At 55.4% G+C, this 19269-nt stretch carries 17 protein-coding genes, 1 tRNA gene and 1 riboswitch; of the genes, 2 read left to right on the top strand and 16 right to left on the bottom strand.

Going from position 1 to position 19269, the window contains the following annotated elements; all coding sequences use genetic code 11:
* From cobM to IC803_RS07860, 12 genes are all read right to left on the bottom strand, one after another.
* Complete coding sequence (gene cobM, locus IC803_RS07915; protein WP_081207331.1) at window positions 1-774, bottom strand: precorrin-4 C(11)-methyltransferase; 774 nt, start codon at window positions 772-774, stop codon at window positions 1-3.
* A complete protein-coding gene (cobI, locus tag IC803_RS07910) occupies window positions 771-1472 on the bottom strand; it encodes a precorrin-2 C(20)-methyltransferase (protein ID WP_081207330.1) in 702 nt (233 codons plus the stop codon). The genes cobM and cobI overlap by 4 nt, the downstream gene beginning before the upstream one ends.
* Window positions 1469-2674 carry a precorrin-6y C5,15-methyltransferase (decarboxylating) subunit CbiE gene (gene cbiE / locus IC803_RS07905; RefSeq protein ID WP_081207329.1) on the bottom strand — a complete coding sequence of 402 codons (1206 nt, stop codon included), beginning with the start codon at window positions 2672-2674 and terminating at the stop codon, window positions 1469-1471. Before cbiE ends, cobI begins: the two co-directional genes overlap by 4 nt.
* Window positions 2661-3758 carry a cobalt-precorrin-5B (C(1))-methyltransferase gene (locus IC803_RS07900; RefSeq protein WP_081207328.1) on the bottom strand — a complete coding sequence of 366 codons (1098 nt, stop codon included), beginning with the start codon at window positions 3756-3758 and terminating at the stop codon, window positions 2661-2663. The genes cbiE and IC803_RS07900 overlap by 14 nt, the downstream gene beginning before the upstream one ends.
* Before the next feature lie 6 nt (window positions 3759-3764).
* Entirely contained in the window at window positions 3765-4412 is a 648-nt protein-coding gene (locus tag IC803_RS07895) for a precorrin-8X methylmutase (RefSeq protein WP_081207327.1), read from the bottom strand.
* Between the two features lie 83 nt (window positions 4413-4495).
* The gene (gene cobK, locus IC803_RS07890; protein ID WP_081207326.1) at window positions 4496-5308 is read right to left on the bottom strand and encodes a precorrin-6A reductase; all 813 of its coding nucleotides are present in this window, start codon (window positions 5306-5308) and stop codon (window positions 4496-4498) included.
* A 13-nt stretch (window positions 5309-5321) separates the two neighbouring features.
* Complete coding sequence (locus IC803_RS07885) at window positions 5322-6149, bottom strand: sirohydrochlorin chelatase (RefSeq protein ID WP_081207325.1); 828 nt, start codon at window positions 6147-6149, stop codon at window positions 5322-5324.
* 156 nt (window positions 6150-6305) lie between these two features.
* Window positions 6306-8051, bottom strand: coding sequence for a precorrin-3B C(17)-methyltransferase (gene cobJ / locus IC803_RS07880; RefSeq protein WP_081207324.1), 1746 nt, complete (start codon window positions 8049-8051; stop codon window positions 6306-6308).
* 1 nt (window position 8052) lies between these two features.
* On the bottom strand, window positions 8053-8760 hold the full coding sequence (locus IC803_RS07875) for a High-affinity nickel-transporter (RefSeq protein WP_081207323.1): 708 nt from the start codon (window positions 8758-8760) through the stop codon (window positions 8053-8055).
* Window position 8761: 1 nt separating this feature from the next.
* Window positions 8762-9139, bottom strand: a complete 378-nt coding sequence (locus IC803_RS07870; protein ID WP_081207322.1) for a (2Fe-2S) ferredoxin domain-containing protein — start codon at window positions 9137-9139, stop codon at window positions 8762-8764.
* Between the two features lie 179 nt (window positions 9140-9318).
* Window positions 9319-9511: riboswitch (cobalamin riboswitch) on the bottom strand.
* 60 nt (window positions 9512-9571) lie between these two features.
* Window positions 9572-10057 carry a ribonuclease E activity regulator RraA gene (rraA, locus tag IC803_RS07865; protein ID WP_081207582.1) on the bottom strand — a complete coding sequence of 162 codons (486 nt, stop codon included), beginning with the start codon at window positions 10055-10057 and terminating at the stop codon, window positions 9572-9574.
* A 230-nt stretch (window positions 10058-10287) separates the two neighbouring features.
* Window positions 10288-10359: transfer RNA gene (locus tag IC803_RS07860), tRNA-Gln, on the bottom strand.
* Window positions 10360-10548: 189 nt separating this feature from the next.
* Between IC803_RS07860 and IC803_RS07855 the strand changes: the two genes are divergently transcribed.
* Window positions 10549-11433, top strand: coding sequence for a glycerophosphodiester phosphodiesterase family protein (locus tag IC803_RS07855; RefSeq protein ID WP_081207321.1), 885 nt, complete (start codon window positions 10549-10551; stop codon window positions 11431-11433).
* A gap of 408 nt (window positions 11434-11841) precedes the next feature.
* Here IC803_RS07855 and IC803_RS07850 read toward each other — a convergent pair whose 3' ends face one another.
* Window positions 11842-13998 (bottom strand): DNA topoisomerase III, encoded by a 2157-nt coding sequence (locus IC803_RS07850; RefSeq protein WP_081207320.1) that lies wholly within the window; start codon window positions 13996-13998, stop codon window positions 11842-11844.
* A 12-nt stretch (window positions 13999-14010) separates the two neighbouring features.
* Window positions 14011-14901: an aldo/keto reductase gene (locus IC803_RS07845; protein WP_081207319.1), complete on the bottom strand. Its 891-nt coding sequence runs from the start codon at window positions 14899-14901 to the stop codon at window positions 14011-14013.
* Window positions 14902-14990: 89 nt separating this feature from the next.
* Between IC803_RS07845 and pepF the strand changes: the two genes are divergently transcribed.
* Window positions 14991-16841 carry an oligoendopeptidase F gene (pepF, locus tag IC803_RS07840; protein WP_081207318.1) on the top strand — a complete coding sequence of 617 codons (1851 nt, stop codon included), beginning with the start codon at window positions 14991-14993 and terminating at the stop codon, window positions 16839-16841.
* Window positions 16842-17016: 175 nt separating this feature from the next.
* Here pepF and IC803_RS07835 read toward each other — a convergent pair whose 3' ends face one another.
* Window positions 17017-18489 (bottom strand): nicotinate phosphoribosyltransferase, encoded by a 1473-nt coding sequence (locus tag IC803_RS07835; protein WP_081207317.1) that lies wholly within the window; start codon window positions 18487-18489, stop codon window positions 17017-17019.
* Between the two features lie 82 nt (window positions 18490-18571).
* On the bottom strand, window positions 18572-19123 hold the full coding sequence (locus tag IC803_RS07830) for a cysteine hydrolase family protein (RefSeq protein ID WP_081207316.1): 552 nt from the start codon (window positions 19121-19123) through the stop codon (window positions 18572-18574).
* Window positions 19124-19269 lie beyond the last annotated feature (146 nt).

Genomic DNA, 19269 nt, shown 5'->3' with positions numbered 1-19269 from the left:
TTACTTCTCCCCTTTCCGGTACCCGTGCGTGAACGTGCGGTCGTACAGTTTCGAGCGGTAGCCGCGCTCATGGATGTGCGGATCGAGCGCCCAGCCGGCGAAAATGATGGCATGCTTCGTCACCCCATGGCGGCGCATATCATCGGCCAGCGTCGCCACCGTCGAGCGGATGATAATTTCATCCGGCCATGTCGCCTTATACACGGCGACGGCCGGGGTGTCACTGCTCCAACCGGCATCAAGCAAGGCGGCGGTCACTTTTTTGGCCAATGTGGCGCTTAAAAAGAGAACAAGGGTGCAATGATGTTTCGCCAGTTCTTGCAATCTCTCGTGCGGAGGCACCGGCGTCCGCCCTTCGGCGCGCGTGAAAATGACCGTCTGCGTCAGCTCTGGGACGGTAAGTTCGGCCTGCACGGCGGCGGCAGCAGCAAATGCCGAGCTGACGCCGGGCACGATCTCGATCTCAACTCCTTCTTGTTTCAACAAGGCGATTTGTTCGAGCGTCGCTCCATAAATCGATGGATCGCCGGTATGGACGCGCACGACGAGCCGTCCTTGTTTCACTTGTTCAATCATCGCCGCCACCAGTTGTTCCAAATGCATGCCGGCCGTATGGAAGACGGCCGCTTCCGGCTTCCGGTAGCGCTCAATCAGTTCCTCGCTCACTAACGAGTCGGTGTAAAAAATGGCATCTGCCGAGGCAAGGAGCTCAGCGCCGCGGACGGTGATCAAATCCGGCGCCCCCGGCCCCGCTCCTACGATATACACCTTCACTTTCTCACCACCAACAATGTCAAATATTCAAGCTCCACCCCTTCAAGTTGCCCTGCATCCCAAATGACTTCCTCTCCTGATGTCACTTTCGTCACGACCGCGGCGCGCTGAAGCAAATCGAGTTCGCGAAGCAGACGAATCATGAGATCAATCACTTTCGCCACTTTGAAAAAGACGACGCAATCGTGCCCAAGGAGCGCCGCTTTCATCGCTTCGTAATCATCGCGCGCCGGCACAATGGCCACTTGCTCGTCGCCGTCGGCCAACGGAAGGCGGAGACGGGCGGCAGCGGCGTTCGCCGAGCTGATGCCAGGGATCACTTCGATCGCCGCCTCTGGATAACGGCGTTCCATCACGTTCATAAGGTGAATAAACGTGCTGTACAATAACGGATCGCCTTCCGTGACAAAGGCGACATCACGCCCGGCTGCCAGCTCCGCCCAAATGGCGTCCGCTGCTTCGTTCCATTTCGGCTCGAGCACGCTTACGTCTTTCGTCATCGGAAAATGGAGCCCAAGCCGCCGTTTTTCGTCTGGGGCAAAATAAGCATCAATAATTTGTTCGGCATAGCTTTTGCTTTGCCGCCCTTTTTTCGGATAGGCGATCACATCCGCTTCTTTGAGGCGGCGGTACGCCTTCACAGTCATCAGCTCCGGATCGCCCGGGCCGACGCCGATGCCGTACAACGTGCCGATCATTCGTCTCCCTCCCGTTTCGCAGTGATGATGTATACCGGATTGAGCGCCTCAAAGCGCGTCAATTCTAAAATCGGCTTGCTTCTTGCTGCCTGTGCAAGCGCAATGTCGACATGAAACCCACGCGCGCGCAACTCGCGGCACGCTTCGGCGAGCGTCTCGACCGTCGCCGCGTTGATGACAATGCGCCCGTTTTTTTTCAGCCGTTTCGTACAGACGTCCAACAGCGGCGCCATCGCTCCCGATGTGCCGCCGATAAAAATGGCGTCCGGGTCGGCAAACTCGTCGAGCCGATCGGGCGCTTTGCCGTGAACGAGCGTTAGGTCGACGCGGAATTTGCGCAAGTTTTGCCGGCAAATGTCGATATCGTATTCATTTTTTTCAATGGCAAACACCGCCCCGTCACGGGCGATTTTCGCCGCTTCAATCGCCACTGAACCGGTGCATGTGCCGATGTCCCACACGACGCTGTCCGGGCGGAGGCGCAAAGCGCTTAAGCTCAGCACGCGAATTTCTTTTTTCGTAATCAATCCTTTATCCGGCTTGCGCTGAAAAAATTCATCATCCTCAATGCCAAGCGGCCAAGTTGGGCTTGGCATCGTCTGGCGCAACACGACTATATTTAATGGAAGAAACTCGGTTTCGGCCATTTCTTCGAGCTTGAAAAACCGGCATCGTTCATTCGGCCCGCCGAGCTCCTCGCCGACAAACGCCTCGTACTCGGTCATGCCATACTCCAGCAAATAGCGGGCGATTGCCGCCGGGGAATTCGTTTCATCGGTCAAAATAGCGACTTTGCGCCGCCCGTCAATGCGTTGGGCAAGCCCCGTCAGCGGCCGGCCGTGGACGCTGATGAACGCGGCATCTTGCCATGACTCCCCCATTTTCGCAAACGCCCATTGCACCGAGCTGACCGCTGGATATACCTCAATTGGCAACTTGTTCGCCAAATAGCTGCCCATCCCGTAAAAGAGAGGGTCGCCAGAAGCCAATACGACCGTCGTTCTTGTCTCATTTCGGAGCTGCTCGACGAGTTCCGCCAGCTTGCTGCGGATGACGATCGTTTCACCTTTGTAGTCGGGAAACATCGCCAATTGCCGCTTGCCGCCGACAAGCAGCTCGCTTTCCTCAATCCAGCGCTTGTACAGAGCAGGCAAGCCCGCCGGACCGTCGGCGCCGATGCCGATCAGCTTAATCGCTCCCATTCGTCTCCACCGCCTTTCCTAACCGTTGTCCGTTCATCGTGTAAATGGATGTCTCCACCGTCATGCCGCCGCCGACTTCGTTAAACGCCGCCCGGCAGCACGCTTCGCACAATAGCTGAAAAAATGTTGTGCAGCCCGCTTCCTGCATCATATCGCCGACTTGCGCCGCCGTATTCGCCTCGCGGACAGCGGCAACGAGCGATGCCGGAGCGCCGGCTTGTTCCGCCAACCGAGCCAAAAAGCCGAAATCGACCGGTGCGCTTTTGGCGTGAACCATCATGACTCCTTGGGCGACTTTCGAAAATTTCCCCATCATCCCGACCATCGACACCGTTTCGATGCCGAGCCGCTTGCATTGCTTCAACGTAAAGCCAACAAAATCGCCCATTTCAATAAACGCCTCTTCCGGCAAACCCGGATATTCCCGCATGGCGTATTTCTCGCTCCGTCCCCCGGTCGTAATGACGACATGGCGGCAGCCGTTCGCTTTCGCCACTTGAATGGCTTGCACGATGCTCGCTCGGTAGGCCGCAGTCGAAAACGGGACGACGATGCCGCGCGTCCCTAAAATCGAAATGCCGCCGATGATGCCGAGCCTCGCATTTAACGTTTTTTTAGCGATCTCTTCGCCGCCCGGCACGGAAATGACGATGTTCACCCCGCGGGCGATGCCGTATTGCTCGAGCACTTCCTTTGCGGTTTCACGAATCATCTTCCGCGGCACGGGATTGATCGCCGCCTCGCCGACCGGCACCGGCAAGCCCGGCTTCGTCACGCGCCCGACCCCTTCACCGCCGTCAAGATGCACGCCCGGGGATGATGCCCACGAGACGGTCGAAACGATCAACGCTCCATGCGTCGCGTCCGGGTCATCGCCGCCGTCTTTCACGACAGCAGCTGTCGCCGTTGATCCATCATATGTACACGACTGAACGGAAAATGTCACGGACCGTCCGATCGGCAACCGAATCGTCGCTTCCGTCTGCACCCGGCCGGTAATGAGCGCCGTGAGTGCCGCTTTCGTCGCCGCCGTCGCGCATGACCCGGTCGTATATCCTTCCCGCAGCGTTTTTTTCGCTTCCATCGCCCATCACACTCGTTCCGCCAAGAGCGATAAAGCGTTCAAAGCGGCGACCGTCACCGTGCTTCCCCCTTTGCGGCCGCGGTTCGTAATAAACGGCACATCAAGCTTGGCCAGCTCTTCTTTCGATTCCGCCGCGGACACAAACCCGACCGGCAGGCCGATCACCAGCCCCGGCCGCGCTTCTCCTTCCTTAATTAGGCGGATGAGCTCAAGCAGCGCGGTCGGCGCGTTGCCGATGGCGAAAATGCCGCCTTCCGCTTCTTTCACCGCCTTGCGCATGGCGACGATCGCCCTTGTCATGTTCAGCCGTTTCGCTTCGGCGATGACGTCTTCATCGGAAATGTAGACGCGCACCGCTCCGCCAAATTTCTCAAGGCGCGCTTTATTGACGCCGACTTGCACCATTTGTACGTCGGCGACGACGAGCTTGCCGCGGCGAATGGCGTCGATGCCGGCGCGGACGGCGTCGGGATGAAAGAGAAGGCTTTTTCCGAGCTCAAAATCGGCTGAAGCGTGAATGACGCGCTGAACGATCGGGTATTGCTCAGCTGTAAAGGAATGCTCGCCGATTTCTTCATCAATGATTTGAAAGCTGCGCGCTTCAATTTGCTCCGGCTGGACGGTCACCGGACGAAACGTCGTATGGAAATCCATTTGTTTCTCTCCTTTCATCATTCATTAGAACAGCGGGGCGGGCGGCATAAACTAGCCGTCTTGTTTCCATGTTGAATGGCATCTTAGTCAGATGTTCCTGCCTTTTCCATTTGCAGGGACGAACGGGCGGAAACCGGCGCTTGTTGTTTCAACGCCTCGAGGACGCCGGCAAAATCGGTATACACTGTGCCGTATGCTAGGCGCGGGCGGCGAATGACGATCGTTTCAATGCCAAGTTCCTCGGCAGCAGCGAGCTTTTCATCAACAAACCCGACTTTGCCGCTCTCTTTCGTGATGACTAATGTGACGCCAAAATGGCGGAACAAGGCAAGATCCAGTTCCTTCGTAAACGGCCCTTGCATGGCAACGATCTGTTCTTGCGAAAACCCGAGCCGCTCGCATTTTTCCAAATTGTCTTTGCGCGGCAGCATCCGAGCAATCACCCGCACGTCAGGCCGGCCAAGTAGCTTGGCGGCGAAAATATCGAGCGTTTTGCTGCCAGTCGTCAGCATGACGACGCCGCCTTTTTCGGCCGCCAGTTCGGCCGCTTCTTCATAGCTGTCGGCAAACGTTACCGTGCCGGACGCAAGCGAAGACGCTTGCCGCTCATAGCGGATGTACGGAAGGCCCGCTTCGGTCGCCGCTTGCATGGCGTTTTTCGATGCCTCTTCGGCAAATGGATGGCTGGCGTCCACAATCGCTCCCGCTCCGTTCGCTTTGGCAAGCCGGGCGAGCTGGGCGGCATCCAAGCGGCCGACATGGGCGCGGACGCCGGCGGCTTCTAGCTGTTCGGCCGCATGATCGGTGACGACTGTAGCCAGCACTTCATATCCTTCGTTTTGCACCGCAATCGCCAGTTCGCGGGCGTCGCTCGTACCGGCGAGCAGCAAAATCATTGGCATTTCCCCCTTAATGATGATGATGGTGGTGGTGATGATGGGCGGCGTGCAACCGGTATTGGCAAACATCGCAGTTCATCGCCGCTGTTTGACCGAGCGCTTCGTTCAGCCGGTCAAGCACGATCGTTTCTAGTTGTGGATGAAATCCGAAATAGCCGGCCAAGGCGAATGAAACGCCGGCATGGTCGGCGCGGTACTGCTCGACTTGCCGCTCGAGCCGTTTGATGAGCACGCCGGTGAATAGAAAATACGGCAGCACAACAATGCGCCGCGCCCCAAGCGCGATACAGCGGCGGACGGCGTCATCAAGCGACGGTGTCGTCACACCCATGAACGCCGGTTCAACAAGCGCATAGCCCGTTTGTTCCCAAAACAGGCGGGCGATTTTATACAAGTCGCTGTTCGCATCCGGATCGCTCCCGCCGCGCCCAAGCAATATGACCGCCGTCTCGCGGCCGGGGGCTTCCGGCTGCTCGCCGATTTCTTGCAACCGTTCATGCAATATCGCCAACGTCTGCTCATGAATCCCAATCGGCCGTCCGTACCGGAACGTCAGATGCGGATAGCGCTGCTTTGCCTCATCGATTTCCGCCGGAATATGAAGCTTTGAATGCCCGGCCGGCAATAAAATGAGCGGGAGGACGATCACTTCCTTCGCTCCGGCTTCTGCACAAAGACGGATGCCTTCGCTGATCGATGGACGCCCAAACTCTAAAAAACTCGTTTCGATATGAAATGCGTCATCAATGCGCGGCCGCAGTCCGGCGACAAACCGCTGCACTTGCTCGTTCCCTTCGGGGTCGCGGCTTCCATGGCCGACAAACAAAATCGCCTTCATGATTTCCTCTCCTTATCTTCTTTTTTGCCCCATTGCATTGACTTTCGCGCTTTTGGAGCATCGCATCCATCTTGCGGTGATCAATGGGAGTTGGCTCGCGGGCACATCGTGCTGCATCTCCGGTTCCTTTCGCCATCCGCAGCAGTGCGTTTGCTGCTAGTCGCCGCAAGCAGCCGTTTCCACCATAGCGGCGGCCTTCACTTCTTCATGGCGAAACCGGCCAACTTGTTTCACTCGGCTGAAAAACTTATGGAACCGTTCGTTCGGGTAGGCGTGTTCTTTATATTGCTCGATCATGTCGGTGATAATGGCAACGATCTCTTCCGGCGGCAAGCCTTCGGCGACAAGCTGGCCGGGATGGGCGTTGCGGCCGACCGTTTTTCCACCCAAAAACAAATCAAATTTCCCTTTCCGATACACAAGACCGATATCTTCACGCACCGCACCGTAGCACGCCATGCCGCAGCCGTTGATGCCGAGTTTCAGCTCCTTCGGCAGCGCCAGGCCTCCTAATCTCCGCGCCAATTCTTCGGCATACGGAATCGCGTCTTTTTTCTCCCCGTCACAAAAATCGCACGCTTTCACCATCAGCACATCGCCGACCGGCGTAACCATCAACCCAGCGGCGGCCAGTTTAGCTACAAGGCCATTCGGGTCATCAGTCACCCGTTCAATTTTTATGTAATGATCGGGCGTGTAGGTCAGTTTTCCGTCGGGGCCTGCTGTCTCCGCTAGGACAAGCAACTGTTCCGCCGTAAACTGTTTGTTGGCCACCCCAGGGCTTACCGCCGCTTCAAACAGGACGGTTTCCGCTTTTCGCCGTTTACGGTTTTCAAGCGCCGCAAGCGCATCTTCGGCGGCTTCTTTCGCTTGCTGTCGCGCTATATGCTCCACCGGCCGCTCGACCGCTGTCTGCCCGGCAGCAGCAGACGAACCGACCATACTCGTCGGCCGAGCCCCCGTTTGCTGCGTTTCATCTGGAAATGGCGGGATGCCGGCTAACGCCAAGGAAGTCCGATTGTTCGAACCGGCTGCCCGCTTCACTTCAACATCACCGGTTGCCTGCGGCTCCATCTGTTCTAAGGCCCATGGTTCGGCTTCTTTGCGCAGCCGCTCATGCGGCTTGAGCGGCTGAACGGCCGCGGTCAAATGGTATTTGCGTTGATAGCCGCGCGGCGTAATCATCAATCCGTCATGCACAAACGTCGTCGAATTGCCAATGATCACAGTCGTCAACATGCCGATTTCATGGTCAAGCATATGCGCCAAGTCGGTGAGGACGATATGCTGCCGCTCACGGTACGCGCTTTTCACTAGTCCGACTGGTGTCGTCGGCGCCCGGTGGCGGAGCAGAATGCGCTGCGCTTCCACAATCTGCCTAGTGCGCCGCCCGCTTTTCGGGTTGTAAAGCGCGATGACAAAATCGGCCTCCGCCGCGGCTTCGAGCCGCTTTTCAATCAGCTCCCACGGCGTCAAATGGTCGCTCAAGCTGATCGTGCACGCATCATGCATCACCGGCGCCCCAAGCAGCGCCGCGCACGAGTGAAGGGCCGAAATGCCTGGGATGACTTCCACTTCAATCGGATCGTCTTTCGTCCATCCTTTTTCAATCAGCACTTCGTAGACGAGCCCCGCCATGCCGTACAACCCGGCGTCGCCGCTTGAAATGACGGCGACCGTTTTGCCGCGCTCGGCCCATTTCACGGCTGCTTGAGCGCGGCTCACTTCTTCGGTCATACCGGTGCTGATGATTTCCTTTCCGACGATCAAATCGCGCACAAGTTCAATGTAGGTTTTATAGCCAATGATGACGTCGCTTTCTTCAATCGCTTCCCGAGCCCGTTTCGTCATATGATCGACGCTGCCCGGGCCGAAGCCGATAATGAGCAGTTTGCCGGCCACCTTACACTCCCCCTTTCCACGTCTCGATCATGATCGACATCCCTAACCATATGCTGTATAATCCAGTGGCCGCACCAAGAACGTGAAATAGTCGTTCCCGCTGTTTCGCCTTCCAAAACCCCCATGATAAGCCAATGGCCGTTCCAATGGTGGCAACTAGCAACCCGGCGACAAACAGCCCAAGCTGAAGGGCGGCTGCACTCACATGCATTTTTCCTGCGGCATGGGTTAAAATGGCAAGCTGGGTTGGACTTTCGACGCCGATGCCATGGATGATGCCGATCATAAAGGCGCCAGCCCAGCCAAAACGCGAGAGCGAATGGTGGCTTCCTGTTTCTCGTCCCACTCGAACCCATCCGGCCACCGCGCGGCCAAGTTCATAAATAAGCTGAAAGCGGCTTTTCACCTCGCCGCGCCAAAAAAGAGAAAAGAGCATCATTCCGCCCAAGAGCACGAGCGTGCAGCCGACGAGAAGTTCAATCACCGCGACTGACGAACCGGGGAGACGGACGCCGATAAGCAGCGCCGCCAGCCCCATGACAAACACAATTGCCCCGTGTCCGGCCGCATACATGATTCCAAGCGCAAGCTGTTGCCTTCGCTCTGATTCGCTTCCGACCATATCGGCAATCGCCGCAACATGATCGCTGTCCATTCCATGGCGCAAGCCAAGAGCGATGGCTAACATCGCATAGCTGCCCCACTCCATCTTACTTTCCTCCTTTTCGAATCCCGGCGGCTGCCCCCGTTCCCGGCAGGCAGGCCAGCCCCCTGTCATGCTGGTATGCATACGTCGCCCATGACCAAAACGGTGCTCCTTCCTGCAAATGGAAGCGCACGACCTCTTTCGCTTTCTCCGACGTCATCTGCCGATACCAGACGCCATCCGGGTAAACGATCATCACGCACGCGTCCTGGCAGCGGCCGTTGCAGCGCGTTCTTGTCGTATGAACAAGATCGTCCAATCCAAGGCGGGCAATCTCTTCACGCACCGCCAGCGTCACTTCCTCCCCGCCATGGCGCAGGCACGTCCCGCCGTTGCAAATCAACAGATGATGCCTCATTCCCCGCAAATCCCACGTCGCCATCCAATTCCTCCTTTTGCAAGATTGGTAGAAATGAAAACCATTCAGCTTCGCTCAAAGAAAAATAAAAAAGCACCTCTAGAGCAGAGGTGCAGAAAAATGCATACGAAGCCAAAAATAAGCCAAAAGAAGCCTCATTCAGCCATCATTCTCCCGCACGTCTGCCTATATTCCCGTAGGCATCCGTCCGATGCAAACAAGGCAGGTCTCCTGACTTAGGATCATCGCTTTGCGGCGCCTTCCCGAAGAATCCTTCAGTGACTTGTTGCCGCAAAACTCCCCATCACAGTGGCGGGTACCGTGACGGCTTTTCACCGTACTTCCCTTTTCACCCAAGCCCTAAGCGAGCCGGGCACCTTGTTTGCCTTTCGCCAATATATACGCTGTCATGGAACAAGCATCCTTTTTCATCGTAGTACAACGATGGCTTCATCGTCAACCGTTTTTTTCCGACAAGTTCGTTCGCGCGATGACAATGCCATCTGCATCCGCATACACATACGCGCCTGGCTCCCAACGGACGCCGCCAAATTCAAGCACGACATCGCGGGCGCCTTTTCCCTCTTTTTTGCTTTTCACCGGGCAAGTGCCAATGGCCATCACGCCAATCGGCATCGCGCCGATTTCTGCGGAATCGCGAATGCAGCCGTGAATGATGACGCCAGCGAGCCCTCTCTCGCAGGCGATTTGCGCCAATCGGTCGCCTAATAGCGCGACGCGGCGCGACCCTTTTCCGTCAACAACAAGCACCGTGCCCGGCGGCACCGTCTCGAGCGCTTCGCGGACAAGAACGTTGTCTTCAAACACGTCAACAGTGGCAATCGATCCGGAAAACGCCCGCTTTCCGCCGTACGATTGGAAGGCAAGTTCGCACACTTGCAGCTCGTCAAGAAATTGATCGCATAAATCAGCAGTTTTCACCATCATTCCTCTCCCTTCGTTCGTTTTACATTCGCCACCATTCGTCAAAATCCTGCTGCCGTGACGATTTTTTAGCAACCATTCGTTAATTTCGCATCGCGAATGGCATCATCAGCCTCTTTGTCCTACCGGCGCGGAACTGCTTTCAGACGAAAAAACGGCCTCGTGCCGAAGTGGCAGAGACCGTTTTTGCCAGCCAAAGGCCTATGCACCCTAGCCGGCTTATTCAGCTGGGCTAGCTGGATTCGAACCAGCGCATCACGGAGTCAAAGTCCGTTGCCTTACCGCTTGGCTATAGCCCAACGTCTTTGTTGTCACTTACAGTATGCGCATGGGGCCTCCCTTTATACATCAAAACGAATATCATTTTGCAACAGACGGCAAAATACGGATAAGCATTCACATTGCGCACGTTTTACCACATCTTCATCCTCTCTTCACAACCGCTTCATGCCAATAAGGTATGATGCAAACAGAAAGGGGGAACGACGTTGCGACGAATATGGCTTTATGCCGGGTTCTTGCTATGGCTGCCGCTAGGCTTAGCCTCTTCGGCCGCTCCACAGCCGTCAGTCGCCCGTGAGCCGATCATTATCGCCCATCGCGGCGCTTCCGGGCATGCACCGGAGCATACGCTTGCCTCCTACCGGCTTGCGGGTCGCATGCACGCTGATTATATTGAGGTTGACGTGCGGATGACGAAAGACGGAAAGCTCATCGCCATGCATGATGCAACGCTCGCCCGGACGACGAATGCTGAAACCGTCTATCCTCACCGTTCTCCGTGGCACGTTGGCGATTTTTCGCTCGCCGAGCTGAAGCGGCTTGATGCCGGCTCGTGGTTTAGCAAGCGTTTTGCCGGCGAACCGATCCCGACCCTTGAGGACATCATGCGCACGCTAGAAGCAGAACGAATCGACGCCCCTTTGTATATTGAACTAAAGCAGCCCGGCATTGAAAAAGCGGTCGTACAGCTATTGCAAAAACATCATGATTTACAGCGCGGCCGCATCATGTTTCAATCGTTTCATCCCGAGAGTTTGCAGGCGCTAAGGCCACTCATCCCACGCGGCATTCCGCTTATTCAGCTGATTGGAGAACGCGAGACGGCCCGTATAGGCCCGGGCGAACTGCTAGGGCAGGTCGCCGTCTATGCCGATGGCATCGGCTTGCCGCTTTCGCTCGCCAGTAAAGAGTGGGTGGATGCCGCTCATAGCCGTGGGCTCATCGTGCATGTCTACACGGTTAACGACACACGCGATCTCGCGTGTCTATGCTCAATAGGCGTTGACGGCTTGTTCACCGATTATCCGGACCGCCCCGCCCGCATCGCTGCCTGCCGGTCCCCATTCATCATTGACCCGCTTCTGGAATGAATGGTTTCTCATACATGCCCATTCGGAAGAGACCAAACAGCTGGCTTTGGCGACACCCCTTGCCTAGAGTTGGGATGGGATATTGCCTCTGCTTGAAATACGAATATGTGGCAGTTCTATGTTCAAACATACTATAGCGTCTCCCTATCCTGTGAAGCGCTGTGAAAGCGTCTGCATCGCAAAGGGCTGTCTTGGACCCTCCTCACGTATACATTGGCCAAAGGAGACCCGAACCGACAAAAACGGGTTGACTGGGCACGGGCTGTACAAACCGTTCGGCTTTGCTGCGTCAAGCCATCCCGCTTGGCTGATGGAACGGGTTCAAGGATGAAAAAGGCGGATCGTTCACGGCCCGCCTTTTTGTGAAACGCTTTTTTCACAGGCAACATGCTTCGCATCCGCCTTCCGTCACTGTTTCGGAAACTGAAAGGACAGCTTCTTGTCGTTTTCATCCCACACAAGAACAGCATCAAACGTTTTTCCGCCTTTTTTGAATCCTTTAATGACATTCGTTTTTCCTTGTGCAAGCAGCTTTTTCATATTCGCCGCAGAAATCGACTTGCCGAGAATGCGTTTGGAGACCGTAAACGAGCATTTTGTTTTCGCATACTGGTCGCAGCCGTACAACGTTCCTTTGTCGATGACGGTTCCGCCACAAAGCGGGCAGCGCCCGAGCGGCTCACCGACCGTTTTTTTCGTTTTCGTCCGCTGGATCGAAGCGGTGTCAAGCCCGCTGAAATTCCAGCTTGGCGCAGCGGCGATAGCATCGGTGACCACTTTTTGCGCCAGCTTTTTCACCTGTTCCATAAACGCAGCCGAGGAGGCCGTTCCTTCGCCAATTTCGCTTAAGCGCTGCTCCCATTTCGCCGTCATTTCCGGCGAGGCGAGAATCGTGCCGCCGAGCGCCTCGATCAATACTTTCGCCTTGTCCGTCGCATACACAAGGTTGTTTTTCACCTCAATATACTTCCGCTCTTTCAGCATCGTAATGATCGCCGCCCTTGTCGCCTCTGTGCCGAGCCCTTCCGTTTTGGCGAGCACTTTTTCAAGCGCTTCGTCGTCTAAAAACTTCCCAGCTGTTTTCATGAGCGTAATGAGCTGCCCTTCTGTATACCGTTTCGGCGGCTCCGTTTTTCCTTCCTTTACTTGGACGTCCGCCACTTTGCCCGCTTCTCCTTGACGGAGCAATGGAAGCACCGTTTCCTTTTCCTCTTCATGCGGGCGAATAACCGTGCGCCATCCTTCCTCAATGACTTGTCTTCCTTTCGTGATGAAACGAGCCCGTCCATCAACCAACGTCGCAACCGTCGTATAGTCGATGATCGCCGCCTGGTAGTGGGCGGCAATCAAGCGGCGGACGATCAAATCATACACTTTCCGCTCGTCGGATGACAGCTTTTCCGGGTCAATGACTTGTTCGGTCGGGATGATGGCGTAATGGTCAGTCACTTTCTTCTCGTTTACATAACGTTTATTCTGTAAAATGGAGGGCTGCGGCAGCGGAAAATACGAAGCGTACGCCGAAAACGACGACAGCTTTTGTAAAATGGCCGGGAACGTTTCCGCCTCTCCCCTAGTCACATGCATCGAATCAGAGCGCGGATACGAGACGATGCCTTTTTGATAGAGCGACTGCAGCACATCGAGCGTTTTTTTCGGCGAAAAGCGGTACAGCTTGTTTGCCGTCGCCTGCAGCGTCGATAAGTTGAACAAGAGCGGCGGTTGGAACGTTTTCCGCTCCGTGCGGACGTCGGCGACTTCCGCCCGCTTCCCGCGGCAAAAGGCAGCGATCTGTTTCGCCATCGCTTCGTCCTTGAGGCGCGTTTGGCCGTTTTCATCCACCCATTTTCCTTCGTAGCGCTTGTCGCCAAGGGCAAACGAAGCGACCACTTCCCAAAACGGTTCAGGGCGAAACTGTTCAATTTCGCGCTCGCGCCGGACAATGAGAGCCAATGTCGGCGTTTGCACGCGCCCGACGGAGAACACATCGTTCATCCCGCGCTCCTTCAGCAACAAGCTGTAGGCGCGCGAGGCGTTCATGCCGACGAGCCAATCCGCGCAGGCGCGGGCGTACGCTTCTTCATAGAGCGGGCGCGTCGTCCGCTCGTCAAGCAAACGGCGAAACCCTTCCTCGATGGCCTTCGGAGTCAATGACGACAGCCAAAGCCGCTTGATCGGTTTGTGGACGCCGCTCAGGCGGATCACGTTGCGCACAATGAGCTCCCCTTCGCGCCCGGCGTCGCCGGCGTGAATGATTTCCGTCACTTCCGGCTTCCGCAGCAGTTCTTTCACAATGCGAAACTGCTTCGCTTTCGCTTTTTCCACTTCGTATTCAAACCGTTCGGGAATGATCGGCAGCGCCTTCAGCGACCACCGCTTCCATTCCGGGCGGTACCGCTCAGGCGGAGCAAGCTGGAATAAGTGTCCGATCGCCCATGTCATGTACGCTCCATCGGGAAACAAGTCGTTTGGTAAAATCTCGATATAGCCTTGTCGTTTTTTCGTCCGGAAAATCGAGGCGAGCGTCGCCCCTTGATCCGGTTTTTCCGCGATAATGACTTTCATCGGCTTCTCCCCTTACGGCACATCATGCCCCATCGAACTTTGCAAAATGGCGAACCATTGCTCACGGGAAAGCGGCAAAGACAACGCCCGCACCGCCCGGTCGATGCGTTCTCGTTTCCCTGAGCCGACAATCGGCATCATTCGCGCCGGATGAGCAAACAGCCACGCGTACAGCACTTCATCGACCGTCTCGGCGCCAAGTTCCTGCCGCACTTGTTCCAAGGCGGCGCGCAACCGCACCGCCCGGTCATCGTCAGCGGAAAAAACCGCTCCACCGGCAAGCGGCGACCATACCATCGGCGGAACCCGCTTTTCAAGGCAAAGATCCACTGTGCCGTCTTCAAAATTTTCGAGCCGGTACGCCGATGCTTCGATTTGGTTGGTCACGAGAGGAAACGGCCAATACGACTGCAACATTTCCCATTGCGAACGTTTAAAGTTCGAGACGCCAAAATAGCGCACTTTTCCATCCTGTTTCAGCTTCAAAAACGCCTCGGCTACCTCCTCTGGGTTCATGAACGGATCCGGGCGGTGAATCAGCAGCACATCGATATAATCGGTGCGGAAATTCCGCAGCGACTGCTCGACCGAAGCGATGATATGATCTTTGCTTGTATCGTACGACTTCATTCCGTACTTCGATGGCAGCTTAATGCCGCATTTCGTCACGATCTCGATTTGACCGCGCAAGCTTGGTTTTAACGCGAGCGCATCGCCAAAGCGCGATTCGCACGTATAGTTGCCATAAATATCGGCATGGTCAAACGTGGTGATGCCGCGCTCAAGGCAAAATTCAATCAGTGAAAGCAGCTGCCCGGCCGAATAGCCCCAGTCGGCGAGCCGCCAACAGCCGTGAATGACGCGGGAAAAAGACAAGTGATCCGCTAATTGAACTCGTTCCATCATCCTCTTCCTTTCTTCTTTTTTGGCTAAAACGTTCCGGTTTGCACATACTACAGACGAGAGGAAAAAAACGGAAAGGATGTGATCGCATGAAGCGCCGGCTCGTTTCGCTGTTTGCGATGTTTCTTTTTGTCATCCCGTGGCCGACGTCAGCCGCCGAAACGGCATACGAATGGAATTTGGCCGATATTTATCCGTCCGAAGCGGAATGGATGCGCGACTATCAGGCGGTGAACAGCGCCTTGCCGAAACTGGCAGCCTTTGAAGGCAAACTCGACGATGCGAAAACGATCGCCAAGCTGTTCGCCCTAAACGAACAAACAGCCCGCAAGCTTGAAAAACTGTCCCTTTACGCTCATTTAAAACGCGACTTGAACATTGAAGACAACACAGCCGCCCGGCTTGGGGCGAAAGTGGAAGCGCTCACCGCCCAATATGCGGCAAAGACCGCATTTATCGAACCGGAGCTGCTCGCCCTTCCGGAGCGGGCGCTTAAGAAGCTGCAAAACAGCGAACCGCTCAAGCCGTATCGTTATTACTTCACCGAACTGCGCGAACAAAAGCCGCATACGCTCACAAAACGCGAGGAACGGCTGCTCGCCAAACTATCACCGGCTCTTGGCGAGGCGGAAAACATTTATGACCACGCTTCCCGCGGCGACTACGAGCCGCCGTCTGTCCGCATGCCGGACGGAAAAACAGTGACGCTGACGGACCATAACTATGCCGCCCTCCTTCAGCATCGCGACCGCCGTTACCGGAAAGCTGCGTTTGAAGCGAAAGCCAAAAGCTATGAGGCGCTCGAACAGACGGCGGCGGCGACGCTGTACGCATCCGTTAAAGCGGATGAGCTGTATGCCGACGTACGCCGCTACCCGTCCGGCCTAGACGCCGCGCTCGCTGCCGACGATGTGCCAAAGGAAGTGTTTGACAACTTGATCACCGCCGTCCATCACCACCTGCCGGCGCTTCATCGTTATATTGAACTGCGAAAACAAGCGCTCGGTCTCGACCGTGTCCATAGCTATGACTTATATGTGCCGCTCGCTGGCGAAACGGCGGAATCCATTCCGGTTGAGACGGCAAAAACACTCTTGTTGCAAGGACTTCGGCCGCTTGGTGACGACTATATCGAACATGTACGCCGCGCGTTTGCCGAACGGTGGCTTGATGTTTACCCGCGCCCGAAAAAATACACCGGCGGCTACAATACGGGGGCGTACGACACCCATCCGTTCATCTTGCTCAATTACAACGGTTCGCTTGACAGCGTGTTGACGATGGCCCATGAGCTTGGACACGCCATGCATTCTGTGTACACGAACCGCACACAGCCGTACCATTATTCCGGCCATTCGATTTTCACCGCGGAAGTGGCCTCCACCGCCAATGAATGGCTGATGCTTGATTACTTGTACAAGCAGGCGAAAACAAAAGAGGAAAAGCTTCGCCTGCTCATCGAACAAATCGAACAAATTCGCGGCACGCTGTACACGCAAGTCATGTATTCCGAATTTGAGCAGCAAATCCATGATAAAGTACGCCAAGGCGGCAGCCTGACGGCCGATGAGCTCAACCATCTCTGGCTTACATTGCTCAAAACGTATTACGGCCCGGCGTATGCCGCCGACCCGGGAGCCGCACGCGGCTGGCTGCGCATCCCCCATTTTTACGACGCATTTTATGTATACAAATATGCGACTTCCCTCGCCGCCTCGTACGCCATCGTCAGCGGCATCCAAACCGACAAAAGCGGCGAAGCGGTGAAGCGGTATAAACAGTTTTTGCGCTCCGGCACGTCAGACGACCCGATCCGCCTGCTCAAGCGAGCCGGCGTTGATATGACAAGCCCTGAACCGGTCGAGCGCGTCTTGCGCCATTTCGCCAAACTCGTTGACGAACTGGACAAGCAGCTGCAAAACCAACAACCATCACCGTGATACGGAAAAGTGCCCCGCTTCACTGCGGGACACTTTTTCCATGATAGCGCCATTCCTCACCTGTCCTTCGACGGGGGCTTGTTTCTTATGGCGGCAAAACGCCTTGTGACGGTATATTCCGCTTTTGAGGCGATGCAAGGTTCCGTTTTCGCAGCGTTGAAACAGGCGCAATCGTTTACTCGTTTGCAGATGGGCGCGCAAGCTTTTCTTTCACTTTGCGGATGTTTTCCATCTTATTGTCCCAGCATGCCTGGCTCAAATCGACCGGATATTGCTCGGGGTTGAGCGTTCGTTTGTACTCCTCCCAAAATAAGCGCAAACTCTTCTTCGCGTATGCCTGAATATCCGAAAGCGGCGGCGATGTGTAGACGAGTTTGCCGTTGTCAAAAATCGTTTCATGCAAATCGCGCGCTTCAAAATTGGTGACGAATTTGCTGATGAACGTGTACACCGGATGGAACATTTTCAGCCGCTCTTCTTGCTGCGGGTTCTCGCTTTCTAAGGCGATGTAGTCTCCTTCTGCTTTATGATTGATTTTATTGACGATGCGGTACACCCGCTTCAGCCCCGGCGTCGTCACTTTCTCCGGGTTGCCGCTAATTTTGATCGTATCGACCATCTCGCCGGCTTCGTTTTCGATCGCCACCATCTTATACACCGCGCCTAATGCCGGCTGGTCGTATGCCGTGATCAGCTTCGTGCCGATTCCCCACACATCGATTTTCGCCCCTTGCGATTTTAGGTTTAAAATCGTATCTTCATCCAAATCGTTCGAAGCAAAAATTTTCGCGTTCGGGAATCCAGCCTCATCAAGCATTTTCCGCGCTTCTTTTGACAAATAGGCCAAATCGCCGCTGTCGATGCGAATGCCGATAAAATTGATCTGATCACCAAGCTCTTTGGCGACGCGAATGGCGTTCGGCACCCCCGATTTCAACGTATCGTACGTGTCAACAAGAAATACGCAGTCTTTATGGCGGCGTGCATATTTATGAAATGCTACGTATTCGTCCTGATACGCTTGAATCATGGAATGAGCGTGCGTCCCGGCGACCGGAATGCCAAACAGCTTTCCGGCCCGCACGTTCGATGTCGCTTCAATCCCGCCGATATACGCCGCGCGCGCTCCCCACAGGGCGGCGTCCATCTCCTGCGCCCGCCGGCTGCCAAACTCTAAAGCCGGTTCGTCCCCGAGGATATGTTTAATGCGCGACGCTTTCGTGGCGATGAGCGTCTGGAAATTGATGATGTTTAAAATGGCCGTTTCGATGAGCTGCGCCTCCGCAAGCGGCGCCTCAATGCGCATAATCGGCTCGTTGGCAAAGACGATTTCCCCTTCCCGCATCGAACGAACCGTCCCGGTAAAGCGAAGCGTCCGCAAATAGTTCAAGAAATCGTCGCGGTAGCCAAGCTCATTGCGCAAATAGTCGATATCGCTGTCGGAAAAACGGAATCCCTGCAAAAACTGTATTACGCGCTCAAGTCCGGCAAAGACGGCATAGCCGTTGCCAAACGGCAGCTTGCGAAAAAACACCTCAAACACGGCCCGGCGCTCATGCATCCCGTCTTCCCAGTAGGTTTCGACCATGTTGATTTGATATAAGTCCGTATGGAGCATCAAACTGTCATCGGCATATTTTTCGTTCATGAATGCAGAACCTCCACCACACAAATGACTGCGCCGCCAAATTTCAACCATTTTCATCGTCTATTCTATCACGTTTTCCCCATTATTCCACTATTTCTGCGCCTAACGTATGGCGAAAATGACGCAGCGCCCACTCATGGCCGGCCGCATCAAAACTCGCAACCGCCCGCCGGTGGACGACAATGCGAAAGCCTTTGTTGTACGCATCGACTGCCGTATGAAGGACGCAAATATCAGTGCAGCAGCCGACCAAATGCACTTCCGTGATCCCTCGTTCGCGCAATTTCAGTTCTAAATCGGTCCCGGCGAACGCGCTGTACCGCGTCTTGTCCATCCAGTACACATGGTCTTTATGCTTGTTCGCCTGATACACTTCCTCCAGCTCCCCGTATAGCCTCCGCCCTTTCGTCCCTTCGATATTATGCGGCGGAAACAGCTTTGTTTCCGGGTGATAATGATCTCCCGCCGCATGCTTATCAATGGCAAACACGACAAAATCACCATGGTCAATAAACTGTTTCGTCACCCGCACCAGTTCCGCCTCAATCGCCTGCCCCGGTTTGCCGCATGTGAGCGCGCCGTCATCGGCGATGAAATCAACAGTGTAGTCGATGTTGATCAATGCTTTCCCCATTTCGGATTCCTCTCCCCTCTTTTTTCTCCCCCTGTATCCTTGCAGTCAACATGAGCGAATCGGTTGTTTTCGACCGGTCTTCTATATTATACCATGAGCGCAAAAGCGTTTTCTCGTTATAAAGGCCAACCGTGCGAATGATAATC

Origin of the sequence: Geobacillus sp. 46C-IIa (assembly GCF_014679505.1) — a bacterium.
Taxonomy (GTDB): Bacteria; Bacillota; Bacilli; order Bacillales; family Anoxybacillaceae; genus Geobacillus.
This window is presented reverse-complemented; position numbering and strand designations above follow the sequence as displayed.

Bases quoted from the DNA above. Each gene is read 5' to 3' on its own strand.
- IC803_RS07885 (WP_081207325.1), bottom strand. From the start codon at position 6,149: ATGAAGGCGATTTTGTTTGTCGGCCATGGAAGCCGCGACCCCGAAGGG.
- IC803_RS07870 (WP_081207322.1), bottom strand. From the start codon at position 9,139: ATGGCGACGTGGGATTTGCGGGGAATGAGGCATCATCTGTTGATTTGC.
- IC803_RS07900 (WP_081207328.1), bottom strand. From the start codon at position 3,758: ATGGAAGCGAAAAAAACGCTGCGGGAAGGATATACGACCGGGTCATGC.
- IC803_RS07895 (WP_081207327.1), bottom strand. From the start codon at position 4,412: ATGGATTTCCATACGACGTTTCGTCCGGTGACCGTCCAGCCGGAGCAA.
- cbiE (WP_081207329.1), bottom strand. From the start codon at position 2,674: ATGGGAGCGATTAAGCTGATCGGCATCGGCGCCGACGGTCCGGCGGGC.
- cobK (WP_081207326.1), bottom strand. From the start codon at position 5,308: ATGATTTTGCTGCTCGCCGGTACGAGCGACGCCCGCGAACTGGCGATT.
- IC803_RS07850 (WP_081207320.1), bottom strand. From the start codon at position 13,998: ATGAAAGTCATTATCGCGGAAAAACCGGATCAAGGGGCGACGCTCGCC.
- IC803_RS07835 (WP_081207317.1), bottom strand. From the start codon at position 18,489: ATGAACGAAAAATATGCCGATGACAGTTTGATGCTCCATACGGACTTA.
- IC803_RS07830 (WP_081207316.1), bottom strand. From the start codon at position 19,123: ATGGGGAAAGCATTGATCAACATCGACTACACTGTTGATTTCATCGCC.
- cobI (WP_081207330.1), bottom strand. From the start codon at position 1,472: ATGATCGGCACGTTGTACGGCATCGGCGTCGGCCCGGGCGATCCGGAG.
- IC803_RS07845 (WP_081207319.1), bottom strand. From the start codon at position 14,901: ATGGAACGAGTTCAATTAGCGGATCACTTGTCTTTTTCCCGCGTCATT.
- pepF (WP_081207318.1), top strand. From the start codon at position 14,991: ATGAAGCGCCGGCTCGTTTCGCTGTTTGCGATGTTTCTTTTTGTCATC.
- IC803_RS07875 (WP_081207323.1), bottom strand. From the start codon at position 8,760: ATGGAGTGGGGCAGCTATGCGATGTTAGCCATCGCTCTTGGCTTGCGC.